Origin of the sequence: Pseudomonas sp. WS 5059 (genome assembly GCF_012985525.1) — a bacterium.
In the GTDB taxonomy this organism is placed as follows: domain Bacteria; phylum Pseudomonadota; class Gammaproteobacteria; order Pseudomonadales; family Pseudomonadaceae; genus Aquipseudomonas.
In genome coordinates, this window is sequence record NZ_JAAQWO010000010.1 from 158,583 (window position 1) to 183,789 (window position 25,207).

Annotated in this window: 19 protein-coding genes and 2 pseudogenes; 9 read left to right on the forward strand and 12 right to left on the reverse strand. The window is 62.5% G+C overall.

The annotated features are described in order from the left end of the window. Window positions 1–7: 7 nt before the first annotated feature. Complete coding sequence (dsdC, locus tag HBO12_RS25925; protein WP_170043648.1) at window positions 8–943, forward strand: DNA-binding transcriptional regulator DsdC; 936 nt, start codon at window positions 8–10, stop codon at window positions 941–943. Between the two features lie 44 nt (window positions 944–987). Beyond that, entirely contained in the window at window positions 988–1,788 is an 801-nt protein-coding gene (gene dapF / locus HBO12_RS25930) for a diaminopimelate epimerase (protein ID WP_170043649.1), read from the forward strand. On the opposite strand, the gene HBO12_RS25935 is transcribed toward dapF, so the two are convergent. The 3 genes from HBO12_RS25935 to HBO12_RS25945 form a co-directional block, all read right to left on the reverse strand. Next, window positions 1,785–4,193: a TonB-dependent siderophore receptor gene (locus HBO12_RS25935; protein ID WP_170043650.1), complete on the reverse strand. Its 2,409-nt coding sequence runs from the start codon at window positions 4,191–4,193 to the stop codon at window positions 1,785–1,787. The genes dapF and HBO12_RS25935 overlap by 4 nt on opposite strands. Window positions 4,194–4,298: 105 nt before the next feature. Then, on the reverse strand, window positions 4,299–5,261 hold the full coding sequence (locus HBO12_RS25940) for a DUF4880 domain-containing protein (RefSeq protein ID WP_346343195.1): 963 nt from the start codon (window positions 5,259–5,261) through the stop codon (window positions 4,299–4,301). 2 nt (window positions 5,262–5,263) lie between these two features. Next, entirely contained in the window at window positions 5,264–5,773 is a 510-nt protein-coding gene (locus tag HBO12_RS25945) for a sigma-70 family RNA polymerase sigma factor (protein WP_057440199.1), read from the reverse strand. Between the two features lie 157 nt (window positions 5,774–5,930). On the opposite strand from HBO12_RS25945, the gene HBO12_RS25950 reads away from it, so the two are divergent. Continuing rightward, on the forward strand, window positions 5,931–6,434 hold the full coding sequence (locus HBO12_RS25950; protein WP_170043652.1) for a hypothetical protein: 504 nt from the start codon (window positions 5,931–5,933) through the stop codon (window positions 6,432–6,434). Here the strand turns inward: HBO12_RS25950 and HBO12_RS25955 are convergent. The 3 genes from HBO12_RS25955 to HBO12_RS25965 form a co-directional block, all read right to left on the reverse strand. Further along, the gene (locus tag HBO12_RS25955) at window positions 6,431–7,633 is read right to left on the reverse strand and encodes a benzoate/H(+) symporter BenE family transporter (RefSeq protein WP_170043653.1); all 1,203 of its coding nucleotides are present in this window, start codon (window positions 7,631–7,633) and stop codon (window positions 6,431–6,433) included. The genes HBO12_RS25950 and HBO12_RS25955 overlap by 4 nt on opposite strands. A 53-nt stretch (window positions 7,634–7,686) precedes the next feature. Continuing rightward, window positions 7,687–9,189 (reverse strand): MocR-like pyridoxine biosynthesis transcription factor PdxR, encoded by a 1,503-nt coding sequence (gene pdxR, locus HBO12_RS25960; RefSeq protein WP_170043654.1) that lies wholly within the window; start codon window positions 9,187–9,189, stop codon window positions 7,687–7,689. 90 nt (window positions 9,190–9,279) lie between these two features. Then, the gene (locus tag HBO12_RS25965) at window positions 9,280–9,738 is read right to left on the reverse strand and encodes a GNAT family N-acetyltransferase (RefSeq protein ID WP_170043655.1); all 459 of its coding nucleotides are present in this window, start codon (window positions 9,736–9,738) and stop codon (window positions 9,280–9,282) included. Window positions 9,739–9,934: 196 nt separating this feature from the next. Between HBO12_RS25965 and HBO12_RS25970 the strand changes: the two genes are divergently transcribed. Next, window positions 9,935–11,350 carry an ArnT family glycosyltransferase gene (locus HBO12_RS25970; RefSeq protein WP_170043656.1) on the forward strand — a complete coding sequence of 472 codons (1,416 nt, stop codon included), beginning with the start codon at window positions 9,935–9,937 and terminating at the stop codon, window positions 11,348–11,350. A gap of 3 nt (window positions 11,351–11,353) precedes the next feature. On the opposite strand, the gene HBO12_RS25975 is transcribed toward HBO12_RS25970, so the two are convergent. After that, on the reverse strand, window positions 11,354–12,577 hold the full coding sequence (locus HBO12_RS25975) for an OprD family porin (RefSeq protein WP_170043657.1): 1,224 nt from the start codon (window positions 12,575–12,577) through the stop codon (window positions 11,354–11,356). Between the two features lie 172 nt (window positions 12,578–12,749). On the opposite strand from HBO12_RS25975, the gene HBO12_RS25980 reads away from it, so the two are divergent. From HBO12_RS25980 to HBO12_RS28840, 5 genes and pseudogenes are all read left to right on the forward strand, one after another. Further along, entirely contained in the window at window positions 12,750–13,643 is an 894-nt protein-coding gene (locus HBO12_RS25980) for a LysR substrate-binding domain-containing protein (protein ID WP_170043658.1), read from the forward strand. 211 nt (window positions 13,644–13,854) lie between these two features. Continuing rightward, window positions 13,855–15,294, forward strand: a complete 1,440-nt coding sequence (locus HBO12_RS25985) for a YfcC family protein (RefSeq protein WP_169955116.1) — start codon at window positions 13,855–13,857, stop codon at window positions 15,292–15,294. 19 nt (window positions 15,295–15,313) lie between these two features. Next, on the forward strand, window positions 15,314–17,134 hold the full coding sequence (locus tag HBO12_RS25990; protein WP_170043681.1) for a CocE/NonD family hydrolase: 1,821 nt from the start codon (window positions 15,314–15,316) through the stop codon (window positions 17,132–17,134). A 162-nt stretch (window positions 17,135–17,296) separates the two neighbouring features. Continuing rightward, window positions 17,297–18,361, forward strand: a pseudogene (locus tag HBO12_RS28835) (methyl-accepting chemotaxis protein); the annotation flags it as partial. 258 nt (window positions 18,362–18,619) lie between these two features. Continuing rightward, window positions 18,620–19,216, forward strand: a pseudogene (locus HBO12_RS28840) (methyl-accepting chemotaxis protein); the annotation flags it as partial. Between the two features lie 638 nt (window positions 19,217–19,854). On the opposite strand, the gene HBO12_RS26000 reads toward HBO12_RS28840, so the two are convergent. From HBO12_RS26000 to HBO12_RS26020, 5 genes are all read right to left on the reverse strand, one after another. Then, the gene (locus HBO12_RS26000) at window positions 19,855–20,223 is read right to left on the reverse strand and encodes a glyoxalase superfamily protein (RefSeq protein WP_170043659.1); all 369 of its coding nucleotides are present in this window, start codon (window positions 20,221–20,223) and stop codon (window positions 19,855–19,857) included. 89 nt (window positions 20,224–20,312) lie between these two features. After that, on the reverse strand, window positions 20,313–21,011 hold the full coding sequence (locus HBO12_RS26005; RefSeq protein ID WP_170043660.1) for a hypothetical protein: 699 nt from the start codon (window positions 21,009–21,011) through the stop codon (window positions 20,313–20,315). A gap of 92 nt (window positions 21,012–21,103) precedes the next feature. Then, entirely contained in the window at window positions 21,104–22,768 is a 1,665-nt protein-coding gene (locus tag HBO12_RS26010) for a dermonecrotic toxin domain-containing protein (protein ID WP_170043661.1), read from the reverse strand. Window positions 22,769–22,875: 107 nt separating this feature from the next. Beyond that, window positions 22,876–24,339 (reverse strand): N-acyl-D-amino-acid deacylase family protein, encoded by a 1,464-nt coding sequence (locus HBO12_RS26015; RefSeq protein WP_170043662.1) that lies wholly within the window; start codon window positions 24,337–24,339, stop codon window positions 22,876–22,878. Between the two features lies 1 nt (window position 24,340). Continuing rightward, a complete protein-coding gene (locus tag HBO12_RS26020; protein ID WP_169955121.1) occupies window positions 24,341–25,201 on the reverse strand; it encodes a MurR/RpiR family transcriptional regulator in 861 nt (286 codons plus the stop codon). Window positions 25,202–25,207: the final 6 nt, after the last annotated feature.

Here is a 25,207-nt window from a genome sequence, read left to right on the forward strand (position 1 = left end):
TACCCACATGGCAGTACTTGGCCTGAGCAAAGCGCCCAAGCTCAACGGCGCCCACCTGTCCAACCTGCATACGTTCCTGGTCGCCGCCCGCCACCTCAGCTTCGCCCGCGCCGCCGACGAACTGTGCCTGACCGCCAGTGCGGTCAGTCACCGCATAGCGCGCCTGGAAGAAGAACTGTCGCTCAAGCTGTTCCATCGCTTGCCGCGCAAGGTCGACCTGACCGATGACGGCGAGCGCATTTTCAAGGTCATGCAGCACACCATGGACATCCTGTCCGAGGCTGTGCAGGAGCGTTCCGATACGCAGATCGAAGGCCAGCTGTGCTTCTACGCCAGGCCTTCCGTCGCGCAATGCTGGCTGGTGCCAAGGCTGGCCGATTTCACCGCCCGCTACCCCGGGATTCAACTGGATGTGCGGGTCGGCAACGAACCGATCGACTATCGCACCCGGCGCATTGACCTGGTGCTGTGCTACTCCAACGGCGAGCATCCGGGCCTGGCAAGCCTGCGCCTGATGCCCGAGCGGATTGCCCCGGTGTGCAGCCCGCAATATGCCCAGGCCCATGGCCTGATGGGGCACCCGGAACGCTTGGCACAGTGCACGGTGCTGCACGATGTAGCGGCATGGGACAACATTTCATTCGATGCAGAATGGCGTTTATGGCTGGATGCGGTGGGCGACAGCAGCCCATTGCCAAGCCGCTTCATGACCTTTGACCGCTCCGACTTGAGCACCCTCGCGGCAATCAACCACGCGGGCGTTGCCATCGGCCGCGAGCAACTGGTGCGCAAGCGCGTGCAGGATGGCGAGTTGGTACTGCCGTTCGGCGGGTTCAGCGAGGCGGTCAATTACGGTTACTACCTGGTCCACCCCGCCCACGAAACCCTGCCCAGACGGCTCAAGGCGCTGATCGACTGGCTGGTCGAGCAAGCGGACAATTGACGCCTCTACCCGCGCGCAAATCACGCTGACCTCAGGACTTCACCATGCCGCTGAACTTTCACAAGATGCACGCCAATGGCGATGATTTTGTCGTTGTCGACGCACGCAACGCCACCAACCCTATCACCAGCGCCCTGGCCAAGCGCATGGGGGATCGCCACCGTGGGGTTGGCTTCAACCAACTGGCGGTGATGCTCGATTGCGACGATGCACAGGCGCGGGTGGAGTTCTGGAATGCCGATGGTTCTGCGCTGGATACCTGTGGCAGCGCCACGCGAGGGGTTGCCGAGCGCTTGATGCGCGAATCCAACAGCACCTCGGTGATACTGCGAACCAACCGTGGCCTGCTTACCTGCGAACAAACCAGCAGCGGCGCGATTACCGTGAGCATGGGCGAACCGCTGCTCGGCTGGGCGCAGATCCCCTTGGCCACGGCCATGGATAGCCTACGGCTGCCACTGGCCGGAGAGCCCACCGCATGCAGCATGGGTAATCCGCACTGCACCTATTTTGTCGATGATCTGGCGAACATTGACATCGCGGCCCTCGGCTCGTTGATTGAAACCAACCCGCTGTTTCCCGCGCGCACGAATGTGCATTTCGTCAAAGTCATCAACCGCCGGCATATCCGGCTGCGCATTTGGGAGCGCGGTGGTGGCGTGCCGTTGGGGTCTGGCTCGTGCTCGTGTGGTGCGGCGATCAATGGGATACGTCGGGGGCTGCTGGACGATTGCGTTGAGGTTGAATGTGATGGGGGCAGCGTCACGGTGCAATGGCGTGGCACCGGCCCGGTGCTGCTTACCGGGCCGGTTGAATGGGTGTTTTCAGGGACGTTTGCGGCCTAGAAATCCCAGCGCGTAGTCACCATCACATTGCGCGGGTCGCCGTAATACGCCGAGTCGTAGAAGCCGATGTTGGTGTAGTACGCCTTGTCGAACAGGTTGTTGACGTTGAGCGTGGCCGACAGGTTTTCCGTCAGTTGATAACGGGCCATCAGGTCCACCAGCCAGTACGGGTCCTGGGTGAATTTTTCGCTCTGGCGCGTGCCGGGGTTGTTGACGTTTTGCCAACCGGCAGCCTGCCAACGCGCGCCACCGCCCAGGGTGAGTTTGTCCAGGCGGCCCTGGAGTTTGTAGCTGGTGTAGAAACTCAGTTGATCTTCCGGCTCCCAGGTGGCGACCTTTTTCTTGTCGGCATCGCGGGCGATCTTGTGGGTGTAGCCGGCCTGTAGCTGCCAGCCGGGGCTCAGTTCACCGGAGATTTCCGCTTCGTAGCCCTTGGTCTCGGTTTTAGTGCCGATGTAGGAGTAGTCCACGCCCGGCTGGGAGTTGTAGGCCGTATCAGCAACCGGGCGGTTTTTTTCGTGGACCTCGAAGTAAGCCAGGCTGGCGTTCAGGCGCCCGTCGAAGAACTCACTCTTGAGGCCCAGTTCGTAGTTCTTGCCTTCGTTGGGATCAAGCATGGTGCGCGTACGGTCGCGATACTGGGTTTGTGGCTGGAAGATTTCGGTGTAGCTGGCGTAGGCCGTGAAGTTGTCGTTGAGGTCGTAGGTCAGGCCGGCATAGGGCACGACCTTGCCGCTTTCCCGGGTGTCGCTGGTGCCCGTGACCTGGTAGTTGGCGATGCGCGTGCCCAGCAGCAAGTGCAGGTCCTCCATCAGGCTGAAGCGCCCGGTGATGTAGCTGCCGGTCTGGCGCGTGGTTTCGTCGCTGATCCTGGTCGGTTGGTTCCACAGCGGCTCGATGGCTTCGCCGTGCCACTTGTAGAAGTCGTAGGAGTTGTCGAAATAGGTCGCGCTGCCGTAGTCCTTGCCCTTCCATTTGGAGATGGACAACGACTGGCCCACCACCAGTTGATGCTCACGACCAAACCACTCAAACGGCCCGGACGCGTACACATCGACGCTGTCACTGGTGGTCTCGCCGGTGTATTTACGCGCAAAGATCGAGCTGGCGGTCAGGGAGTCCTGGGAGATGTAGCCCAGGGGCGCGTTGTAGCCGTTGATCTGATGGTTGTACTGGCCCTTGGTCACCCAGCCATTGTCGAAGGTGTGTTCCAGGGTGGCGAACAGGGTGCGGGTGTACTGCTCCCAACTGCTCCACTTCGGCCCGTTGTTGAACGAGCGCGGCAGGTCCAGTTTGTTGCCGGCCGGGTCGAAGATGGTCCGCGTACCGGTCCAGCTGGAGCCTTTCGGGTCGCTGTCCTGATAGTCGGCGCCCAGGGTCAGCAGGGTGTCGGGATCAAGGTCGAATTCAAGGATGCCGTAGTAAACGCCGGTCTTGCGCGAATAGTGGTCGAGAAACGATTTTTTATCCTGGTACGCCGCCACCGCCCGGCCGCGCACGTTGCCGGTTTCGGTCAACGGGCCGCTGACGTCGATCTGCGAGCGGTAGTTGTCCCAGGAGCCGGCGCCCAGTTCGATGCTGCTCTTGAACTCCGAGGTCGGCTTCTTGCGAATCAGGTTGATGGTACCGCCCGGGCCGCCCGCGCCGGTGAGCAGGCCGGTGGCGCCCTTGAGCACTTCGACCCGGTCATACAGGGCCATGTCGGTCAGGGTCTGCCCCGCCGAGTACTGCGCGTCGCGCAGGGTGGGGATGCCGTCGTACTGGAAGTTGACGATGGAAAAACCACGGGAATAGTAGTTGGTGCGCTCGGTGTCGTAGGTCGACACGGTGATGCCGGGCGTGTGGCGCATCACGTCGTCGATGGCATTGAGGCCGAAGTCATCCATCACCTGGCGCGTGACCACCGAGATCGATTGCGGCGTTTCCCGTGGGGTGAGCACCATCCGCGTGGCGGTGGCAATCGTGCCCGGGGTGTAGGAGCCAGTGCCTTCGGTGATCGAGCCCAACTGGTTGGCGCTGATCTGCGTGGCCTGCAATTGCACTTGCCCGTCTGCGACGGCCCGCGCCACCACACGATAGCTGCCCTGCTCATACTCGGCCTGCAGGCCCAGCGGTGCCAGCAGGCGCTCAAGCCCCTCGGCCAGGGCAAAACTGCCGTGCAAGCCCTGGCTGTGCACACCCTTGGCCAGCGCCGAATCGATAGCGATCATCACGCCCGCCTGATTGCCGAAAGCACCCAGCACGCGGTCCAGGCTGCCGGCAGCGATGTCGTAGGACTGGCGCGGGGCCTGTTCGGTAGCCGGTTGCGCAGCGGCGGCCATGGCGCCGTGGCTGGCCGTGGCCACGGTTAAACCAACGATGATGGCGCGCAGGGCGCTGGCAAGCGGAGTGACGCGGCTGTGCATAAAGACTGTCCTGTGGTGAAAGGTTGGGGGCGCTCTTATTCAGCGTCTTCCCTGTCTTGATGCACGAGATGGCAAATACTGCCGGCCCCATGGAATTTTTTTTACCTAGGCCGCCACCACCGTCGCCAGGTAGCCGAAGACCCGCTGCACGCGCACCGGCAGCACCTTGGCCAGCAGGTCGAGGCTGGCATCCGGGCGGTCGAGGGAGAACGAACCCGAGACTTGCAGACCGGCAACCGCCGGGTCACAGCGCAACACCCCGCGCCGGTAACGGTTGAGCTGATCGACCACCTGGGCCAGCGGCATGCGCTCGGCAATCAGCAAGCCACGGCTCCAGGCATCGGCGGCGGGCGCAAGGGGTTGTGCCGGGCCGCTTTGGCGGCTGTCGAAGGCCAACTGCTGGCCGGCACCGATCGACACCCGGCCACCTTGCTGCGGTTCGATCCAGACATGGCCTGCGAGCACTTGCACCAGGGTCCCGCGCTGGCCTGGCAGATCCTGGCTGATGATCAGCCGCGACAGCGCCACCGGCCGCACCCAGCCATGGGCGGTCTTGACGCCGACGAAGGTGTCCGCCGCCGTCGCCAATAGCAAGCGCCCCTGGTTCAGGGCCAATTGCGGGCCGCGCACATCCACCGCCGTCTGGGTGTCCAGTTGCACCGCGCCAGCGCCGGCCAACTGCAAGGGCCGCCGCTCGCCGGTGGTGGTGCGGTAGTCACTGAACAACTGCGGCAACACCACGCGCTCGCGCACACCCAGGCCCATGGCCGCCGCCATCCCCAGGCCGGCGAAACCCTTGAGCAGCGTGCGCCGCGAGGTCAGGCTGCGCGCCCGCAACAACTGGCGGGCGGCGGGCGCCGGCAGGGCAACGGTGCTGCTACGCAGGTCGCGGCTCAAGCCGGTCAAGCGCTGCCAGGCCAGTTCATGCTGGGGATTTGCATTGCGCCAGGCTGCACACGCGCGTTGCTCGGCGGCGCCGCTGACGCCCGATTGCAGGGTGACCATCCACATCAGCGCCTGGTCCAGCACGTATTCATCCAACAATTGATCGTCGGTTGGCTGGAACATCGTCATGCCTGGTACACCGCCAGGTAACAATGCCGATAGGCCTTGAGCATGGCCTTTTGCACAACATTCACGGTCAGGCCCAGTTGCTCGGCGATCTGTGGATAAGTCAGGCCGTCCAACTGCGACAGCAGGAAAATCTCCCGCACCTTGCTCCCCAACCCGTCCAGCACCTGCCCGACCGCATCCAGTGCTTCAAGTACCAACAAGCGGGTCTCCGGCGACGGCGCGTGTTCCGGCTCGAGGATCAACAGGGATTGTTCGTACGCACGCTCCAGGGCCTGGCGGCGAAAATACTGGCCGCACAGGCGGCTGGCGACCGTGGTGAGATAAGCCCGCGGCTCACGCAACAGCGGCAAGGGCCCACTGCTGAGGATGCGCACGAAGGTGTCCTGAGCCAGGTCCAGTGCCTGCTCCTGCCCACCCAGCTTGCGCCGCAGCAACTGCACCACCCAGCCGTGATGCTGGGCGTAGAGTTCACCCACAGCACGGTGGGAGGAAGAGGATGAGGCCATCGAGGTGATTTCCGGACTGGCAGCTGACGGGAGGCGCGTATGATAATACTTCTCATTAGAGACAAGTAGAAGTTTATACTCCCTGCTGTTTTATCCGACCCAAACACAGTGCCTGTCGCGTTTACCCCTTTGCTTCACTGCATGGAAGCCATTTGAATTGAGAAGACCGCTGACCTCTACACGCCTGCTCGTCGGCCTGGGCGTAGTACTTTTCGTGGCAACCATCGGGTTATGGGTGTTCTGGCTCGACCGCATCGTGTACTTCAATACGTTGAGCGTGATGATCTGCCTGGTGACATCGCCCCTATTGGCTGCGGTGGCATTTGTGCTGGGGGTGCGGCGCAGGAGTCCGCGCCTCAGATTTACAATAATGGACTCGTTGCAAGAGGCGATCTCGCTGCTCGCCGTTATCGCCGTGGCCGAATTTTTCGTGTTGTCATTGCTTGTGTTTTTTTCAAGCACAAGGCCGGGCGACTACATCGCCAGCTACGAATACACCTCCGCCGGCAAGGGCTGTAGCGGGTTAAAGGTCTACGATCGAGAACTCGAAAAACGTATAAGAATCTGCCACCCGGATGCGCTTCGGGCGGGTGGCAAGGTCAGGGTCGAAAAGCTCAGCGGCCCGTTGGGTATCGCGGTGAAACGCGCCGAACTCCTTTAGCCCGCCGCACGCGCCTGAACCCCGCGCCCACCGTGAATCACCCCATGCACCAACAACCCCGCCACCAGCCCCCAGAACGCGCCGCCAATGCCCAGCAGCGTGACATTGGCCGCCGTCGCCAAAAAAGTGATCAACGCGGTTTCCCGGGTGCGTGTATCGGCCATGGCATTGGCCAGGCTTGAACCGATGGCGCCGAGCAGCGCCAGGCCCGCCAAGGTGGTGATAAACGCGCGCGGCAGGACCATGAACAAGGTCGCCAACGTCACGCCAAACACCCCGACCAGGATGTACAGCGCCCCACACACCAACCCGGCGATGTAGCGTTTGGACGGATCCTGATGGGTATCGCGCCCGGTGCAGATCGCCGCCGTGATCGCTGCGACGTTGAATGCATGGGCGCCGAACGGCGCCATCAGCAAAGAACCCAGGCCGGTAATAGTGATGATCGGGTTGGCGCTGGTCTTGAACCCGTCGTTGCGCAGCACCAGCATGCCGGGGATGTATTGCCCGGTCAGGGTAATCACGAACAGCGGCAAGGCCACGCCAAAAAACGCCGCGATGGAAAAATGCGGCATTTCAAACACCGGGGCGGCCAGTTGCAGCTCCAGGCTGTGCAGGTCAAGCCGCTGTTGGGCGAGCAGCAACCCCAGGCCAATCAACAGAACTCCGACCATCGCATAACGTGAAGTGAAACGGCGCAGCACCGCGTAGGACACCACCAGGACAATCACCAGCAGCGGGTCCGCGTTGGCCCCGCCAAACGCCGCCACACCAAATTGCAGGAGGATCCCCGCCAGCAAACCCGCCGCAATGCCACCGGGGATCAGCCGCACCAAACGCTCGAACGCACCGCTCAGGCCCAGCACGATAAAACCGATGGCGCACATCACATAGGCACCGATCACTTCGGCATACGGCGTAAACGCCATGACCGTCGCCAGAAAGGCCACCCCCGGCGTCGACCACGCCGTGATGATCGGCTCGCGGTAGCGGTAGCTCAACCACGCACCGGTCACGCCCACGCCAATACTCACCGACCAGACCCAGGACGCGGTTTGCGCCGCGCTCAGTTGCGCCAGGTGCGCGGCCTGGAACACCAGGACAAAGGTCCCGGCGTAATTGACGATGACGGAAATCAGCGCACTGATGCTCGGTGACAGGTAGTCGGCAAGACGCAGGCGTGGGGCGGGTCGGTTCATGGCGCATTCCTTTGGTTGAGGCCGCAAAGGCTAACAAGCACCGGACCGCCCGTTCAGTCCACTTCCCGACCTTGCACCAGACCACCCTTGAGTACCTTGGCCAATTGCCGGCTGGCGCTGTCGATTTCACCGGGCGTCAGCGCCGAGAACCCCAGCAGCCATCCGCCCCTTGCCGGCGGCTGGGCGTAGAGCCGCGTGAGGCCAGGCAGTTGGATACCCACCCGCGCCGCCTGGCGAATCGTCTCCAGCTCCGACCATCCCTCATGCAGCACGCAAGGCAATTGCAAGCCCCCGGGCGGCAAGCTGGCGGTAACCACATGGCTCAAGTGGCGCCCGACCGCCTCGGCCATGGCATCACGTCGCTCGCCGTAGACTTTGCGCATCGCGCGGATATGGCTGCCGAAATGCCCGTCGCTCATAAAGCGCGCCAGGGTCAACTGGGCGATTTGCGGGGTGTGGCCGTCGAGGATGCTGCGGGCGTAAGTCATGGGCTTGACCAACTCCCGGGGCAGCACCATAAAGCCCATGCGCAAGCCGGGGTACAGGGATTTGCTGAAGGTGCCGAGGTACAGCGTGCGCTGGTAACTATCCAGGCCTTGTACACAGGCGGTCGGCAGGCCTTCGTAGTGAAACTGGCTGTCGTAGTCGTCCTCGATGATCCAGCCTTGGCGCTGCTCGGCCCAGGCGATCAGGTCCAGGCGCCGTTCCAGCGCGAGGGTGGCGCCAGTGGGGTATTGATGGGACGGCGTGACATACACGGCATTGGCGCCACTGCGGTCGGCGCGCAAGGCGTCGATACACAGGCCTTTGGCGTCCACCGCAACCGGTACCACCTTGAGCTGGGCCATTTCAAACGCCTTGCGGGCGCCGAAGTAGCCGGGGTCTTCCATCAGGATCGGCCGGCCTTCATCCACCAGCACCTGCGCGCACAAATACAGGGCCTGGCGCGTACTCGACAGCACCAGCACCTGATCCGGCGTAACCCGCGCGCCGCGCTCCAGGTTCAGGTAGTCGGCGATGGCCTGGCGCAGGGGTTCGGCGCCTTGCGGGTCGCCGTGCAACAGCAGGTTCGGGCGATAATCCTTCAATGCCTGGCGGTGCAGGCGCTCCCAGATGCCCACGGGAAAGGTGCGCGTTTCCGGCAGCCCCGTGGCAAACGCCTTGACCACTTGCTGGTCGGTAACGCCGCCGCTGGCGAGGATCTGCGCGCCCCTGGCACTCAGCGCCGCCGCCTGGTTCGCCATCACTGGCTGGCGCTTGCGCGCCCCCAGCAGGCTCGGCCCGATTTTCTCGGAGACAAAACTGCCCGAGCCTTCGCGCCGACACAGATAACCGTCCAATTGCAGTTGGACGTAGGCCATTTCCACGGTATCCCGGGAGATGCCCAGTGACTTGCACAGCGTGCGCGTGGCGGGCAAGCGGCTGCCGGGCGCGAGGATGCCCTCGAGGATCAACTGGCGCAGCACCCGTTGCACCCGCACCCGCAAATCCAGCGAGGCAAGCTTGGGGTCCGTCAGGCGGATCTTCAGCGTGTCCAGTTCCAGGTTGTGGGTCATTGACTTGGCCAAGGGCTAAAAAACCATGCATCTTTGTGCGAAGCCGCCGATATGTCCACGAGCAATATCGGCGAGCGTTGCGGGCGGGCGCTACAGGGCCATCCGATACTCGATGCAGCCCGAGTCTTCGGCGATCCAGTTGTAGAGTTTCTGCGCACGTTTATTGGTCTGCTGGGTATGCCAGTACAACCGGGCGCAGCCGTGGTGTTGCGCATAGCGCTGGACCCATTCGATCAACAGCTTGCCGGTGCCGCCGCCGCGCACGGTGGGGGCCACGTACAGGTCTTCGAGGTAGCAGAAATCAGCGACCGCCCAGGTCGAACGATGCAACAGCGCATGCACCAGCCCGACCAACTCATCGCCCTGTACCGCCACGGCGCAGGCCATGGCTTCATCGGCATCGAGCAAGCGACTGAAGGCGGTGCGGGTGGTGGTCTCATCCAGGGTGACTTGATAAAAGTCCTGGTAGGCCAGCCACAGTTGCAGCCATTGCTCATAGTCTTCGGGTTGCACAGCTCTCACCACGATTGCCTGTGGATCGTTACTCATCGCGTTCTCCTATCGGGAAGCCCGGTCCGGGATGGATCGGGACCCGGCAATGGTAGGTTTCCAAGGCGGCGGCGAACCGACCACTTCCAGACCACCTGGCAGGCCAATCTACAACGGGCGCTACGTTCACAATTCGTTAAGGATTGCCTTCGTATACTCCAACGCTACCCCCCTCTAGCATCCGGTAACCCACCCCATGACACGCCCTGCCCCGCTGTTGCTGCTGCTTGCCGGTCTGCTGTTCTTCGTGGCCCTGGGTAATCATGAGTTGCAAGGCTCCACCGAAGCCCGGGTGGCCGGGATTGCCATGGCCATGCACCTGGATAATGACTGGGTGGTGCCGCGCCTGTTCGGTGAGCCGTTCCTGGAAAAACCACCCCTGAGCCTATGGCTGGATGCCGGGGCGATTCGCCTGTTTGGCGCCAGCACCGGCGCGGTACGACTGGCCTCGGCGTTTGCCGGGTTGTTCAGTGTGATGCTGCTGTACGGCATGCTGCGCCGCTTCGGACGGCCCAAGCCCCTGGCGTTTGGCGCCGCGCTGGTGCTGGCGACCATGGCCAGTTACTGGAGCAACGTGCGCGGCGTAGGTGAGGATGCGCTGCTCAGCCTCGGCGTGACCCTGGCCCTGCTGGCGTTCTACCAGGCCACCCGCGCGGAATCCCAGCCCGGTGCCAATATCGGCACATGGCTGCTGTTTACCTTGGGGATGGCCATCGCCACCTTGAGCAAAGGCGTGCTGGGCCTGGCGATGCCGGGCATTGTGATTTTTGCCTACCTGGCCTGCACCAGCCTGTTGGACAAGCGCGTGCGGCCCGGCCAATGGCTGCGGCCCGGCATGTTCACCCTACTGGCGCTGGTGCCGTTGTTGATCTGGCTGGGGTTTCTGTATCAACGGGGTGGGATGCAGGCAGTCGGTGAGGTGTTGTGGACCAACAGTGTCGGGCGTTTCAACGGCTCCTTCGTCGAAGCCGGGCATTACGAGCCGATCTACTATTACCTCGCCAAACTGCCCGAAGCCTTTTTGCCGTGGAATATCCTGGTGTACCTGGGCCTGTGGCATTTTCGCAAAAGCCTGGCGAGCAATCGGTACCTGCTGTTTTTCAGCCTGTGGCTGGTGGCGCAATTTACCCTACTGACCTTCGCCTCCAGCAAACGCATCGTGTATCTGATGGCCCTGACCCCGGCGGCGGCGGTCCTCGCGGCCGAATATGGCGCGGTTCTGCTTGGCCGCGTGCCCGCCTATCGCCGTAGCCTGATTACTGGCGTGTTTGCGGTGGTGATTGCCGGCTACCTGGGCGCTGCTATCTGGTATGCGCCCAAGGCCGACCGGCGAGAATCCTTCGTGCCGCTGACCCGCCAAATCCAGGAATTACAAGCCCAGGGCCACACGGTGGTGCTGTACCAGCCCAACGAGCGTGTGGCCGGCGCCAGCGTGTTTTACACCCAGAGCAACTTGCCGATCCTGCAGACGGAGGCACAACTGCGCGCCTATCTCGATGCCAGGCCGGGCAACGTGGCGTTGCTGGACCGTATCGAGCAACTGACGACTCCGGTCACCGCTCTCAAGCAGATCACCGTGGGCAGCCGGCCCTACTCGTTTGTCGAACAGTAAGGCCTACCAGAGCGCCAGATCGTACGTCAGGTAGACCCGGTAATTATCGCGGTCACTGGCATAGGTGGAACGGTAGGTGGCCTTGCGCAATTCCACGCCCAGGCCTTTGAGGGTGCTGTCCTGGATCACATAGCGCAGGTGGGTGTCGGACTCCCACTCGCGCGCTTCGCGGCCCTTGAAGTCGCCGTTCTGGCCCTTGTAGTAACGGGTCATGAAGCTCAGGCCCGGCAGCACGGCGGCAAAGTCGTAGTCATAGCGCAGCATCCAGGTTTGCTCACCGGCCTGGATGAACTTGCCGACCCCAGCGTTGCTGAACGAGTACACCGTCGACACGCTGGCATAGGGCAGCGCGGTGTCGCCGCTGACTTTCTGGTAGCCCACGCCCAGTGCCTGCGGCCCCAGGCGATAGGTGAACAGGCCGCTGAACATGTCGCTGTCGACCTTGCCGTTGCGCGCCTCGCCGGCTTCATTGCTGATGAAGTAGCGCAAATCACTGGTCAGGCTGCCCGGGCCCAACGGCTGCTTATGCACCAGGCCGAGGAATTGCTGGCGATAGAATTCGCGCATTTCCCCGTAGTACCAGGTGCCACTGAGCGTAGGCGTGAAGGCATAGGTGGCGCCGGCGAAATCGAAGTCGCTGCCCTTCTTGCCGCTGTAGCCCTGTGGATAAATATCCACGCTGTCGGTGGAGTTACGCAGCTTGAATTGATCCAGGTGCCCGCTGTGCAGGTACAGGTTGCGGATGCCCGTGTATTCGACCTGGGTGCCGCGAAATGTCTGGGGCAGCAGGCGCCCATCGTTGTGCACCAGCACCGGGATCTTGGGCAACAGGGTGCCGGTTTTCACCACGGCCGCGCCGATGCGCATTTTTGCGGTCACGCCGAGGCTGGAGAATTCATTGGCGGCGCGCCCATCATCATGGACCGGCAACAAACCGGTGCCCGCGTGGGTGCGGCTGGAGTCGAGCTTGATCCCCGACAGCCCCTGGGCATCCACGCCAAACCCCACAGTACCTTCGGTGTAGCCCGACTGCAGGTTGAGCAGAAAGCCTTGCGCCCACTCCTTGCGGTCCTCGCCACCGTCGCGATAACCGTCGTTGAAATAGTAATTGCGCAGGCTCAGCTTGCCCTGGGAATCCTCCCAGAACCCCTGGGCCATCAGCGCCGGCGACAGACTCGCCAGCAAGCCGGCGGTAACTACGCCGCCTCTCGTGAAAAGCTCACGCATCAGTGTTTCCTCAATGCCGTATTGTCGATTTTTATGGGCAGTTGCTCCGTGTGCCAGGCTGGACGCCAGGTCACATTGGGGCGGACACTAACGGCTTGCCGAACGCCCCACAACGTTATGCGAGAAGCGCATGACGCTATGCGCAAAGCCGCCCTTCGACAGGAAATCCACGGTGAACCTCAAGCAACTCGAAGCCTTCAAGGCGATCATGTCCACTGGCTCGACCATCGGCGCGGCCACGCGCATGGGCTTGTCGCAGTCTGCGGTCAGCCGCTTGTTGAGCCAGTTGGAGGACGCCCTGGGGTTTGCCCTGTTCCTGCGCAAAAAGGGCCGCCTGATGGCCACGCCAGAGGCCGAGGAGTTGCTCACCGAGGTCGCCGGCCTGGTGGACGGCATGCAGCGTATCCAGCGTCTTGCCGACGAAATGCGCGTCGGCCGCTCGCGCAAAAGCCTGCTCAAGGTCGGCGTCCCCACCAGCATGACCCAGCAATTGTTACCGCGGATTGTCGCGGACTTTCTCAAGGACCATGACGACACCGTGGTCGAACTGCTGACCGGCTCCTACGACATGATCGAACGCGCCGTACTGGACCGCTCCGCCGACCTGGGTTTTGTGCGCCTGCCCACCGAGATTCCCGACTTCGATATCGAGCCGGTGCTGCACACCGAAGGCGTGTGCGTGATGCCAGCCGATCACCCGTTGAGTCGCCAAGAGTTCATCGAGGTGCAGCATCTGCGCAACGTGCCGCTGGTGATGCTGGGCCGGCAACGGGCGGTGCGTACCGAGTTGAACCAGATGTTCCGCGCCGCCAACCTGACGCCCCAGGTGCGGGTCGAGGTGCACTCGGTAGGCGCCGCCTGCAGCTTTGTCGCCGAGGGCCTGGGGGTGTCGATCGTCAATGGTTTGCTGGCCAGCCACTTCATGCATCTGCCGATTGTCAGCCGGCCGTTTCGCCCGGCGTTGCCCTATGCATTCGGCCTGGCATTTCGTGCCGACGAGCCACGCTCACAGTTGGTAACGGCCTTCGCCGACCACCTCAAAAGCCGCCTCGCCACCCCACTGTAGGAGCCGGTTTGCCGGTGATGACAGCCGCGCCAACACCATAGCCTCCCAGGCAAACCGCTCGTCGTTGCGCGCAATCTGTGTGTAAAACGCATACCCCAACCCGCCCCACGCATAACGTTGTGGGCCTGCGCGCTTTGCCCTAGTGTCCGCCCACCACAACAATAACAGCGCACTCACCCCGCCCAGACGGGGTCGCGCCGGGGCCGCCAGCATGACCGAACCGCAGATCCTCCGTACCCCGCCGCCCACCGAGGCGGCCGCAGACAAACCCGTGCAACGCAAGCAAATCAACCCAGCGATCATTCTGCTGAGTATCGTCCTGCTCGCCGTCGCCTTCACCTATGCGGTGAATGCCGGCAAATTCCAGCGTCACAATGGCCTGGTGGTGCCGGGCTCGTACCAGGTGCTGGAAAAGCAGGACTCCTTCAGCCAACTGTTCTCCCTGGAACCGCGCAAGGCCGGCGACACAACCGCGCGCCCGGTGTCGTTGGTGGAAGGTTTCATGGCCATCCCCCAAGGCATCGAAAAGCGTGCGGCGCTGATTTTCATGGTGCTGTTCATCGGCGGCATGTTCGGCGTGCTGAACAAGGCCGGGGTAATCGACGCCGGGCTGGAGCGCCTGCTGGGCCTGACGCGGGGCAATATCTACGTGCTGGTGCCGAGCCTGATGCTGGTATTTTCCGCCGGCAGCACCTTCATGGGGCTGGCCAAGGAATTCATCCTGATCGTGCCGTTGATGGTGGCCATGGCTAACCGCCTGGGGCTGTCGAACCTGATTGGCCTGGCCATCGTCACCATCTCGGTGAAGATCGGCTACCTGGCGTCCATCTCCAACCCGGTGGCGTTGTCCGTGGCCCAGCCGATGGTCGGCCTGCCGATCTTCAGCGGCTTGAGCATGCGCGTCGCCGCTTACTGCACCTTCCTGCTGGTGGGTATCGCGTTTGTGCTGTGGAGCATTCGCAAACACGGCTTTGATGCCAGCGCGCAGATCACCTTTGAAAGCAAACCCCTGCCGATTCGCCACCTGCTGAACCTGCTGGTGCTGGGCGGCGGGATCGGTTTTCTGGTGTATGCCTCGAACCGCTGGGGCTGGAAATACCATGAACTGTCGGCGTTCTACCTGCTGCTGACCGTGGCCTTTACGGTGATCGCCGGCCTGGCTGCCAGCACTGCCGCCAGCGCGTTTGTCGATGGCATGAAAAAGGTGCTGATCGCCGGCGTATTGATCGGCCTGGCGACCGCCGTGGAAATCATCCTCAGCACCGGCCAGGTGCTGGACACCATCGTCAACAGCCTGGCCAACCTGGTGGGCGACCACGGGCCGGTGGTCTCGGCCTACGGCATGTTCTTCGCGCAACTGGGGCTGGACGTGCTGATCCCGTCTACCTCAGGCCAGGCGGCGGTGACGATGCCGATCTTCGGGCCGCTGGGCCAGTTGTCCGGGGTCAGCCCGCAAACCACGGTGTTTGCCTTTTTGATGGGCAACGGCCTGACCAACATGATCACCCCGACCTCCAGCGGCCTGCTGGTGCTGCTGGCCACCGCCAACGTCGGCTGGGGCCAATGGGCGCGCTACATCCTGCCGCTGTTCCTGATCTACGCGGTGCTGGCGATGGTGCTGTTGGCCATTGCCGTGCAAACCGGATATTGAGCCGATGAGTGTTTTACCTATGCAAACCCTGCACAACCAGATGATCGCCATGCGCGATGGCATCCACCTGGCCACCGATATCTACCTGCCGGCGGGCGGCGAAGGGCCGTATCCGGTGGTGATCGAACGTACGCCCTATGACAAGTGCAAACCGTCGCGCTCGGAAAAACAGCTCGACGGCCAGCACATCTCCCGCGAGCAGATGGCGGCGCGTTTTACCGCCCAGGGGTTTGTCGCGATCTTCCAGGATTGCCGCGGGCGCTACGCCTCCGAAGGGGTGTTCACCAAATACACCGCCGAGGGCGAAGACGGCTTCGACACCCTGGCCTGGATCGTTCGCCAGCCATGGTGCAACGGCAAGATCGGCAGCATGGGCCTGTCCTACGCGGCCCACACCCAGCTGGCGATGGCCTGCCTGCACCCGCCGGGCCTGAGCAGCATGGTGCTCGACAGCGGCGGCTTCGCCAACGCCTACCAATGCGGGATTCGCCAGGGCGGTGCGTTTGAACTCAAGCAGGCTACCTGGGCCTTTCGCCAGGCCAAGGAAAGCCCGCTAGCCCTGGCCGACCCGCAAGTACGCCAGGCGCTGGAAGACGAAGACATCCATGAGTGGTTCCGCCGCATGCCCTGGCAGGCGGGTCAATCACCGTTGCGCCATGTGCCCGAGTACGAAGCCTATCTGCTGGAGCAGTGGGCCCAGGGCACTTTCGGCCCCTACTGGCAGAAGTCGGGGATTTATGCCGAAGGTCATTACGCGGACTTGCCGGATATTCCCGTGTTGTTCATGTCCAGTTGGTATGACGCTTATGTCAGCTCGACCCTGGCCAACTACGCCGCATTCACCCGCGCCAACCGTGCACCGCAACAGTTGATCATGGGGCCGTGGTTGCACGGTGACCGCAATATCAGCCATAGCGGCGATGTGGAGTTCGGCGCCCAGGCCGCGTTTGACGGCCAGGTGGCGCAGGATTGGTTGAGTTGCCGCCTGCAATGGTTCGAGCAGTCCCTCAAGCCTGGGACGCAGCCACCGCAGGCCCAGGTGCAGGTGTTCCTGATGGGCGGCGGTAGCGGCTTACCGGATGAAAAGGGGCGCCTGCAACACGGCGGCCGCTGGTTGCAGGCCGAGCAATGGCCGCTGCCCGGCACCCAGGCGCTGACCTTGTACCTGGATGAACAACGGCAATTGACCGAGGTTGCGCCCAGCGCTGACGAGGCCGTCCTGGGTTACTACGCCGACCCGGCCAACCCGGTGCCAACCGTGGGCGGCGCACTGACATCCGGTGCGCCGATCTTCGTTGGTGGTGCCTTCGACCAGCGTGAGCGCGCGGACTTTTTTGGCACCCATGGTGACAATCGCCCCCTGTGCGAGCGCGACGATGTGCTGAGCTTTGAGACCGCGCCCCTGACCGAAGACCTGATCGTCGCCGGCACGGTGCAGATCGAGCTATGGATCGACAGCGACGCGCCGGACACCGACTTCACCGCCAAGCTGGTGGATGTCTACCCGCCGAGCGCCGCTTACCCGCAAGGCTTTGCGATGAACATCACCGACGGCATCCGCCGCTGCCGTTATCGCGACGCGTGGGAGCAGCCCAAACCGCTGACACCCGGCGAGCGGGTGAAAGTGAACATCGAGCCATTTGCCACCTGCAACCTGTTCAAGCAGGGCCATCGCCTGCGCCTGGACATTTCCAGTAGCAATTTCCCGCGCTTCGACGTCAACCCCAACAGCGGCGAAGCCGAGGGCCAGGCCCACGACCCGCGCATTGCCCACAATCGCATCCACCTCAGCCGGGATGCCGCATCGTGTCTGGTCCTGAGCATCCTGCCCAACGGGTGAAGAGCGCCTACATCGGGAGTAATGACCGCTCATCCGCCAATCCCACATTGGCTAAAAAACCGTTTCAGCTCTCGCCCTGCCTGCCGATATCTCCTGACTATCCATCGGCTGGGCGATCTTCCAGCAACTGATGTACACGCAATCTGTTCCTGGAGGAATTCGATGAATACATGGTTTGGCAACATCAGCGTCAACTTGAAACTGGGCCTGGGCTTCGGCCTGGTACTGGTGCTCACCTCGATCCTCGCGCTCACCGGCTGGACCAGCCTGGGCAGCCTGATCGACCGCAGCAACTGGATGAGCGACATCACCCAGCTCAACGCCTCGCTGACCAAACTGCGGATCGTGCGCCTGCAATACATGCTCGCCAACGGCGATGAAACCGTGGCGCAGAACGTGCAGACCACCCTCGACAGTTTTGCCGCGCAGCAGCAACAGTTGGTCAACAGCTTCAAGAGCCCGGAAAACCTCAAGCTGCTCAACGAGCAGAAAGACATCATCACCGCCTACCGGCAGTCGCTGAACAAAATGCGCGAGGCCTACCGTAACGGCAACGCGGCTCGCCAGACCATGGGCGAACGCGCCGACGCCGCCGGCCTGGTGATTGCGGCACTGGACCAGAGCGTGCGGCAGTTGCCTGAAAGCAGTGAACGCTTCGCCCAGTACGAAGCCGTCAACCACGCCAAGGAAGAGTTCCAGGTGGCCCGCTATGAAGTTCGCGGCTACACCGGCAACGTCAACCCGGACACCGAAGCCCGTGCCGCGGCGCAGATTGAATCGGCGATCAATGGCCTCAAAGGCTTGAAGAACGTGTTTGGCGAGTCCCAGCAAGCCGAGCTGATCGCCCTGGAAAATGCCCTGGGCGCCTATCGCAATGCGCTACAGGCGTATAAAGCGGCCAACGCCAATATCGTCCTCGCTCGCCAGGAAATGACCGTGCAGGGTGCCGATATCGTGTCGCGCAGCGAAGCGCTGTATGACATCCAGCTGCAACGCCGCGACGCCGAAAGCGTCCAGGCCCGCAGCCTGCAACTGATCAGCACCGTGCTGGCGCTGCTGGTGGGGATTATCGCCGCGCTGGTCATCACCCGGCAGATCACCCGCCCGCTGCAGGAAACCCTGGCCGTGGTCGAGCGCATCGCTTCCGGCGACCTGAGCCACAACATCCAAGTGACCCGCCGCGACGAACTGGGCGTGCTGCAACAAGGCATCCAGCGCATGGGCACCACCTTGCGCGAGCTGATTTCCGGGATCCGCGACGGCGTCACGCAGATCGCCAGCGCTGCCGAAGAGCTGTCGGCCGTGACCGAGCAGACCAGCGCCGGGGTCAACAGCCAGAAAATCGAAACCGATCAAGTGGCCACCGCCATGCATGAAATGACCGCCACCGTGCAGGAAGTGGCGCGCAACGCCGAACAAGCCTCCCAGGCCGCATCCGCCGCCGATGGCCAGGCCCGCGAAGGCGACAAGGTGGTGGCCGAAGCCATCGCCCAGATCGAACGCCTGGCCGACGAAGTGGCACGCTCCACTGACGCCATGGCCCACCTGCAACAAGAGAGCAACAAGATCGGCAGCGTGATGGACGTGATCAAGGCCGTGGCCGAGCAGACCAACCTGCTGGCGCTCAACGCCGCGATTGAAGCGGCGCGCGCCGGTGAAGCCGGGCGTGGGTTTGCCGTGGTCGCCGACGAGGTACGTGGCCTGGCCCAGCGCACGCAAAAATCCACCGAAGAAATCGAAGGCCTGGTCGCCGGCTTGCAGAACGGCACCCAGCAAGTGGCCGCTGTGATGAACAACAGCCGCAGCCTGACCGACAGCAGCGTCGAACTGACCCGCAAGGCCGGCGTCTCCCTGGAGAACATCACCCGCACGGTGTCGAACATCCAGTCGATGAACCAACAGATCGCCGCCGCCGCCGAACAGCAAAGCGCCGTGGCCGAAGAGATCAGCCGCAGCATCGTCAATGTACGTGACGTATCGGAACAGACCGCAACGGCCAGCGACGAGACTGCCAAGTCGAGCGTCGAACTGGCACGGCTGGGCAGCCAGTTGCAGCAGATGGTCAGCCATTTCCGGGTCTAAGCAAAAAGCCGCCCCGGCCGAAACCGGGGCGGCTCCACTTCTCAGGCCTTAACGGTCATCGAAGCTGTCTCGCAGGAATTTCCAGACGTGATAAACACGCAGGCAATTCACTACGAGGTCCCACGTACGTCGTGCAAACTTGGACATACTCGGCCCTCCTAAGAGTTGGGCCTTACCTCCAGCGCACTTACCGGAACACGTGAGCCTTTGGACGCAGGTCGATTACGTCTCTTGAGGTGGCCGGGCTAATGGTCCTTCCGCATGAATCCGGCACGGATTACTAGCCCGTGGCGGCCGGTCCGGAATTCGCCCGCATACCCGACTCACCTAAAAGCGACAGACGCAGAACGGGGGAGATCCTAACCAACATTTAGGCCAAAGGTGTGACCAATAGTGGTCAAGCATCCAGTATTTGACGGTAGATTTATTGCAGCTTTTTGCAGTCAGCTTTGACGCGAGAAAAGCTTCAGAAGCGATCGGTGCCGATCATCGTTGAACCTTGCGAACCGATATGGTCAACGTTAATATTCGCGGGCAGGTCGATTGCGTCTTTTGAGACAGCAACCCCAACCACTAACTGGGATTGCAATAAAAAACCGCCCTACCAAGGCGGTTTTTTATTGCCTGAAATTTGTCGATCAGGCTTGCCCTTCCTCGACAAACACCAGCCGATTGCCAAACGGGTCCTTGATGCTCATCTCCCGCGAGCCCCAGGGTGTTTCCTCCACTCCAGGCTTGGCAAAGCGATAATTCTTGGCCTGCAATTGCTGCTGGAACCCATCCACCCCTGATGCCTGAATCCGCACCGCTGCGCCCGGTGATGCATCGCCATGGTGCTCGGATAGATGCAGCACGCACTCGCCCAACGACACTTGCAGGTACAACGGAAAATTCGCTTCGAACCGGTGCTGCCAATCGACCTTGAATCCCAGGAAATCGACGTAGAACTCCAGCGCCTTGGCCTCGTCGAAAATCCGCAGGATGGGGGTGACGTTTCCTAACCGCATAAGACTCTCCAAATCCAGAATACTCCCTGTTGAGGCGCCATCACCCTACCCCATAGCCCGTCCACTGTGAATGCCTGACGACGCTGCGTTCAACCATGGGGGATTTTGGTGATCCGCGCGTTCGACAGATCCTCATTGGACACATGCACCTCATCGAACCTATAGGCATTTGCCGCAAACTGATCCAGGCGCCCCTCGTTGCGCAGACGCTCAAGGGTACCGGGTGCAACGCACTGGCGGGCCTCGACGAACTGGGGGTTGGCGTCGATGTTTTCATTGAAGGACACGGAAGGAATGCCGCGGCTGTCGATTTCGTACAAATGGTAATCGCCGCTGAACTCTGTCTCGCCAAAATGCATGGCCGCGGCCTTGGAGCCAGAGGCCACCAGCACCTTGCCATCCATCATTTTTTCGAGCCCGGAAAAGAAGTTTGAGTCCCGAAAACCAACATCCAACGGGTCCCCCCGGCGCTCCACGCGCTCGGCCTTTTCGACGCGATACAACTTGGGCCGGTCGGTGCGCTCGATCATGCCCCGACTGTTGAAATACCCACCGGCAGGCAGGGTGACGCCGGCCTTGAAGGGGTTGGTCTTGATGACATTATCCTCATAGGGATCGTAATCCCCGGATGACGTGGCATCCGAAGCCACGGAAGGTGGCGACTGCTCATCCTCCGACAGTTCCCCCTCCGAGTCGTCAAGCCTGGGTCTTTTGGGGCTGGGCTGTGGGGTCTCATACCTGGGCTGAACCTGCGGCCGCCGGGATCCCGACTGCAGGTAGATTTCCATGGAGGGATCCCACGCAGGATTCAGCTTGCCCCCCAGCGGCGCGGGTAAGCGTGGTGGGCCGTCGGGGCTCATCAGCACGCCAATTTTGCCGTTCACTCGTCGATAATTGAAAAAAGGTCTGGCTCCCGCGCCGTTTGCAGCCTCGCCCTGGCCCGCTGGTGAGGCTGCCTCGACGGCGGGATCGGCAGTGAGAGGAACAGACTTGCCCAGCGCATGAAAAACCCCATCGTCGCCACGTCCATCACCGCAGCATGCAAGCCACTCGCGCGCTCGGCCTGGGTATCGCCTTGCACAGCCGTGTCGATTTCCAGCCCCACCTGCGCTCCAAACAATGCGGTGCCAAGCGCCAGGCCAATCGGCCCGAGCAATGCCATCGGGATGGCAAAGACCGCATTGCCCGCTTGCAACAGGCCCAGGGCATCGTCCTTGTACACCTCGGCATTGGATTTCATTTCGGTATCGGCATCGTTGTTGATGCGCTCACGTGTCTGGCTGGCCATGAAGGAAAACACATCACCACCGACAGGGTAATTCAGGGTGTCGATATGGCTGTCGTTGGCCGCCAGGTCACGGGAACCTAGTTTTTTCAGGGTACTGTCCACACCGCTGGCACTCAGGGCGCCGAATACCCCCTGCTGGCGATCGCGCAAGGAAAAATGCGCCTCCAGCGCCGTGGCCTTCGCCGGGTCCTTGCTCTGCGCAAGAACCCACTGGTCCACTTCGGCACGGTCCTTGAACGCCAGCAAGGAGGGCTGGCCCCCGGGGATATACAAGGTTTCGCTGCCATCCTTCGCGACAAACCGCAGGATGTTGTTAGAGCGGTAGCCATTGATGTCGAAGCACAACACCCGGGTGTCCGGCCCTGGCGCCGCCTCGGCCTGTAACTGTTCTTTTGACACCGGGCCTTCGAGCGGCACGTTGGGCGCGGCCGCCTGCATGACGCTGGCATACGCCTGCGGGCTCAAGCCCTGGCTGGGATCTTTCTGGTTCAGGCTCCGGGCGGCTCGGGCTTGCATTACAAACTGCTTTTTCGCCAGCGTGCGCCACTCGCTGCCGTGCTGGGTCCAGAAGTCATCCAGCTTGGCAATCACCTTCTTCTGCAAGTCGCCCTCGCGCACCAAATCCAACAACTCGCTGGGCTTCATGCGCAGTTGATTGTCCGCGTTGTAGCTGCCCTTTTGCGGGCCATCCAGGTAGAGGCCGTAGACTGAATCCAGGTCCCGCCAGGCCTCCCGGGCATTGGGTACATCATCATGAATTTTCGAGTAAATGAAGCCAGGCCCGGTTCGATCAAGAACGAACCGGCCCAGCCGGCTGAAAAAGTCCGTGACGCTTTCACTTTTAAACAGGGAGAACGGGCTTGTGTTCGAAGACAGGAAATGGGCTACCACCTGGGCCTTCCCGGCAGCGCCATAGCGCTGCGCCGAGAAAAAATCGCTGGCGACGGCCTCGGTGAGGGTCATTGAGGATTCGGGAGCCCCGTTGTGCTCCCAGCCCGTCACCGCACTGGGATTGTGCGTGCTATGCGCCGACGAAAATTTATGCAGGTAGACCTTGTCAGGGTCGATCCATTGGTTGGTCAGGTTCCAGACTTTTTCCTGGATCCAGCCTTTGATCGTATCGCGGGGGAAAGGAAAGGCTGCCAGCGCATTGGCGGTCGCCGCATGAATGCTGGCAGCAGGGCCACTGGCGTACAACGCGGCCGCAACGTTGGGCGGGTTACCGAAACGACTGACGCTATCATATTGATTTGGCATACAGGCTCTCCGTAAGAAGTCCTGCCCATCTTAGATAGCGCTTCCACCGTCACAACCTACCTTTTGTAAGCCCTCATTGACCACAATCCGACACACCTCACGGCCGATCACACCTGGGCAAAACCCCGCCGCAAATCCCCGCTACGCGCCAGGAAGCGCCCAGCCCTGTGACCATTCGCCTGCCCCTCGCAGTAGCTCAACACACCATTGACCCACACCCCATCAATCCCCTCGGCGGCACGTTGCGGGTCCTTGAAGTCCGCCACATCCCTTACCCGCAACGGGTCGAACAGCACAAGGTCAGCCCAATGCCCCTCGCGGATTTCGCCACGCCCGGCCAGGCCAAAGCGCGCGGCCGACAGGCCGGTCATTTTGTGTACGGCTGTGTGCAGCGGGAACAGTCCCAGGTCGCGGCTGAAATGTCCGAGCACCCGTGGAAATGCGCCCCACAAGCGCGGATGAGGGAACGGGTCTTCCGGCAATCCATCGGAGCCGACCATCGACAGTGGGTGGGCGAGGATGCGCTGCACATCGGCCTCATCCATGCCGTAATAGACCGCCCCCGCCGGTTGCAGGCGGCGGGCGGCGTCCAGCAGGGATACGCCCCATTCGGCCGCGATGTCCTGCAGATCGCGCCCGCCCACTTGCGGGTGCGGCGTCGACCAGGTGATGGTGATGCGAAATGCATCGGTGACTTGCTTGAGGTCCAGGGTCGAGGAACTGGCGGCATAGGGATAACAATCGCAACCCACCGGGTGGCTCTTCGCCGCCTGCTCCAGGGACGCCAGCAGCTGTGGACTACGCCCCCAGTTGCCGGCGCCGGCACATTTGAGGTGGGAAATGATCACCGGTGCCTTGGCGTGGCGGCCGATCAGAAACGCCTCGTCCATGGCCTCCAGCACCGGCTCGAACTCACTGCGCAGATGGGTGGTGTACACCGCACCAAACGCCGTCAGCTCTTCACTCAGTTGCAGCACTTCGTCGGTGTCGGCGCTGAACGCGCTGGCGTAGGCCAGCCCTGTGGATAAGCCGAGGGCGCCCGCCGCCAGGCTTTCCTGCAGTTGCTCGCGCATCGCCGCGATTTCGGTGGCGGTGGCGGTGCGGTGCAGGTCGTCCATATGGTTGCTGCGCAAAGCGGTATGGCCAATCAATGCCGCGACGTTGAGGGCCGGGTGAGCGTTTTCCACCGCCGCGCGGTAATCGAGGAAACGCGGATAGGCAAACGCCTCGGCCTTGCCCAGCAGGTTCATCGGGTCCGGTGGGGCACCACGCAGGCTGACCGGCGCGGCGCTGATGCCGCAGTTGCCGACAATCACCGTGGTCACGCCCTGGCTGAGCTTGGGCAGCATCTGCGGCTGGCGGATCACCACGGTGTCGTCGTGGGTGTGCACGTCGATAAAACCCGGTGCCAGTACGCGGCCATTGGCCTCGATCTCATGCTCGCCCCGGGCGGCCGACAAGTCGCCGATTTTCTCGATCCGCCCCTCGCGCAGCCCCACGTCGGCGAGATACCCCGGCGTGTTGCTGCCATCAATGATCAGCGCCTGGCGAATCAGCGTGTGGTACTTCATTTCAATCTCCAAGCGGCAGGCTGTCAGGGCCGCCGCGATAGTCGTCCAGGGCCAGTTTGATCCGGCGCAGGCGTTCCTGGTTGTCGTCCGGCATGGCCAGGGCCAGTTCGGTGGCGAGTAAATCGATGGCCAGCAACATGCCGTAGCGCGCCGCCGTGGGTTTGTAGATAAAACTGGTTTCCGCCGGTTGCAGCGGCAGCAGTACGTCAGCCAACTGCGCCAATGGCGAGTCGGCCAGGGTGATGGCGACGACCCGCGCGCCATAGTTGCGGGCCAGTTCCACCACGCCCAGCAGCTCGGGCGTCAGGCCGGTGAGGGAGCAGACAATCAGGGCGTGTTCGGCGCTCAACGTGGCGGCCGTGACCCGCATCATCACCGGGTCGCGGCAGGCGGCAATCGGGTAGCCCAGGCGTACCAGGCGCACCTGCAACTCTTCACTGCACAGGCTCGACGGGCCGCCCATGCCAAACGCGTGGATCATCCGCGCCTTGCCCAGCAGGTTCACCGCATCGACAAACCCGGCCTGGTTGAAGCCCGACAGGTGCTGGCGCAACGTCGCTTCGATATCACCGAGGATCTGGCGATGAAACGCCGACTGCTCGGGCAACCCCGCCGGGTCCAGAAAACGGCTGCCCACGCCACTGGCCTGGGCCAGTTGCAGGCGCAGGTCGCGCAAGTCGCGGCAACCGACGCTGCGGGCAAAGCGCGACAAGGTGGCGGTGCTGACCTCGGCCCGCTGGGACAGCTCTTCCAGGCTGGCGGATGCGGCAAAACCCACATCATCGAGCATCAGCCGGGCGATACGCCCTTCGCCAGCGCTGAAGGAATCCTGGCGGGCGCGGATCTGGTAGAGGATGTCCATGGGGTC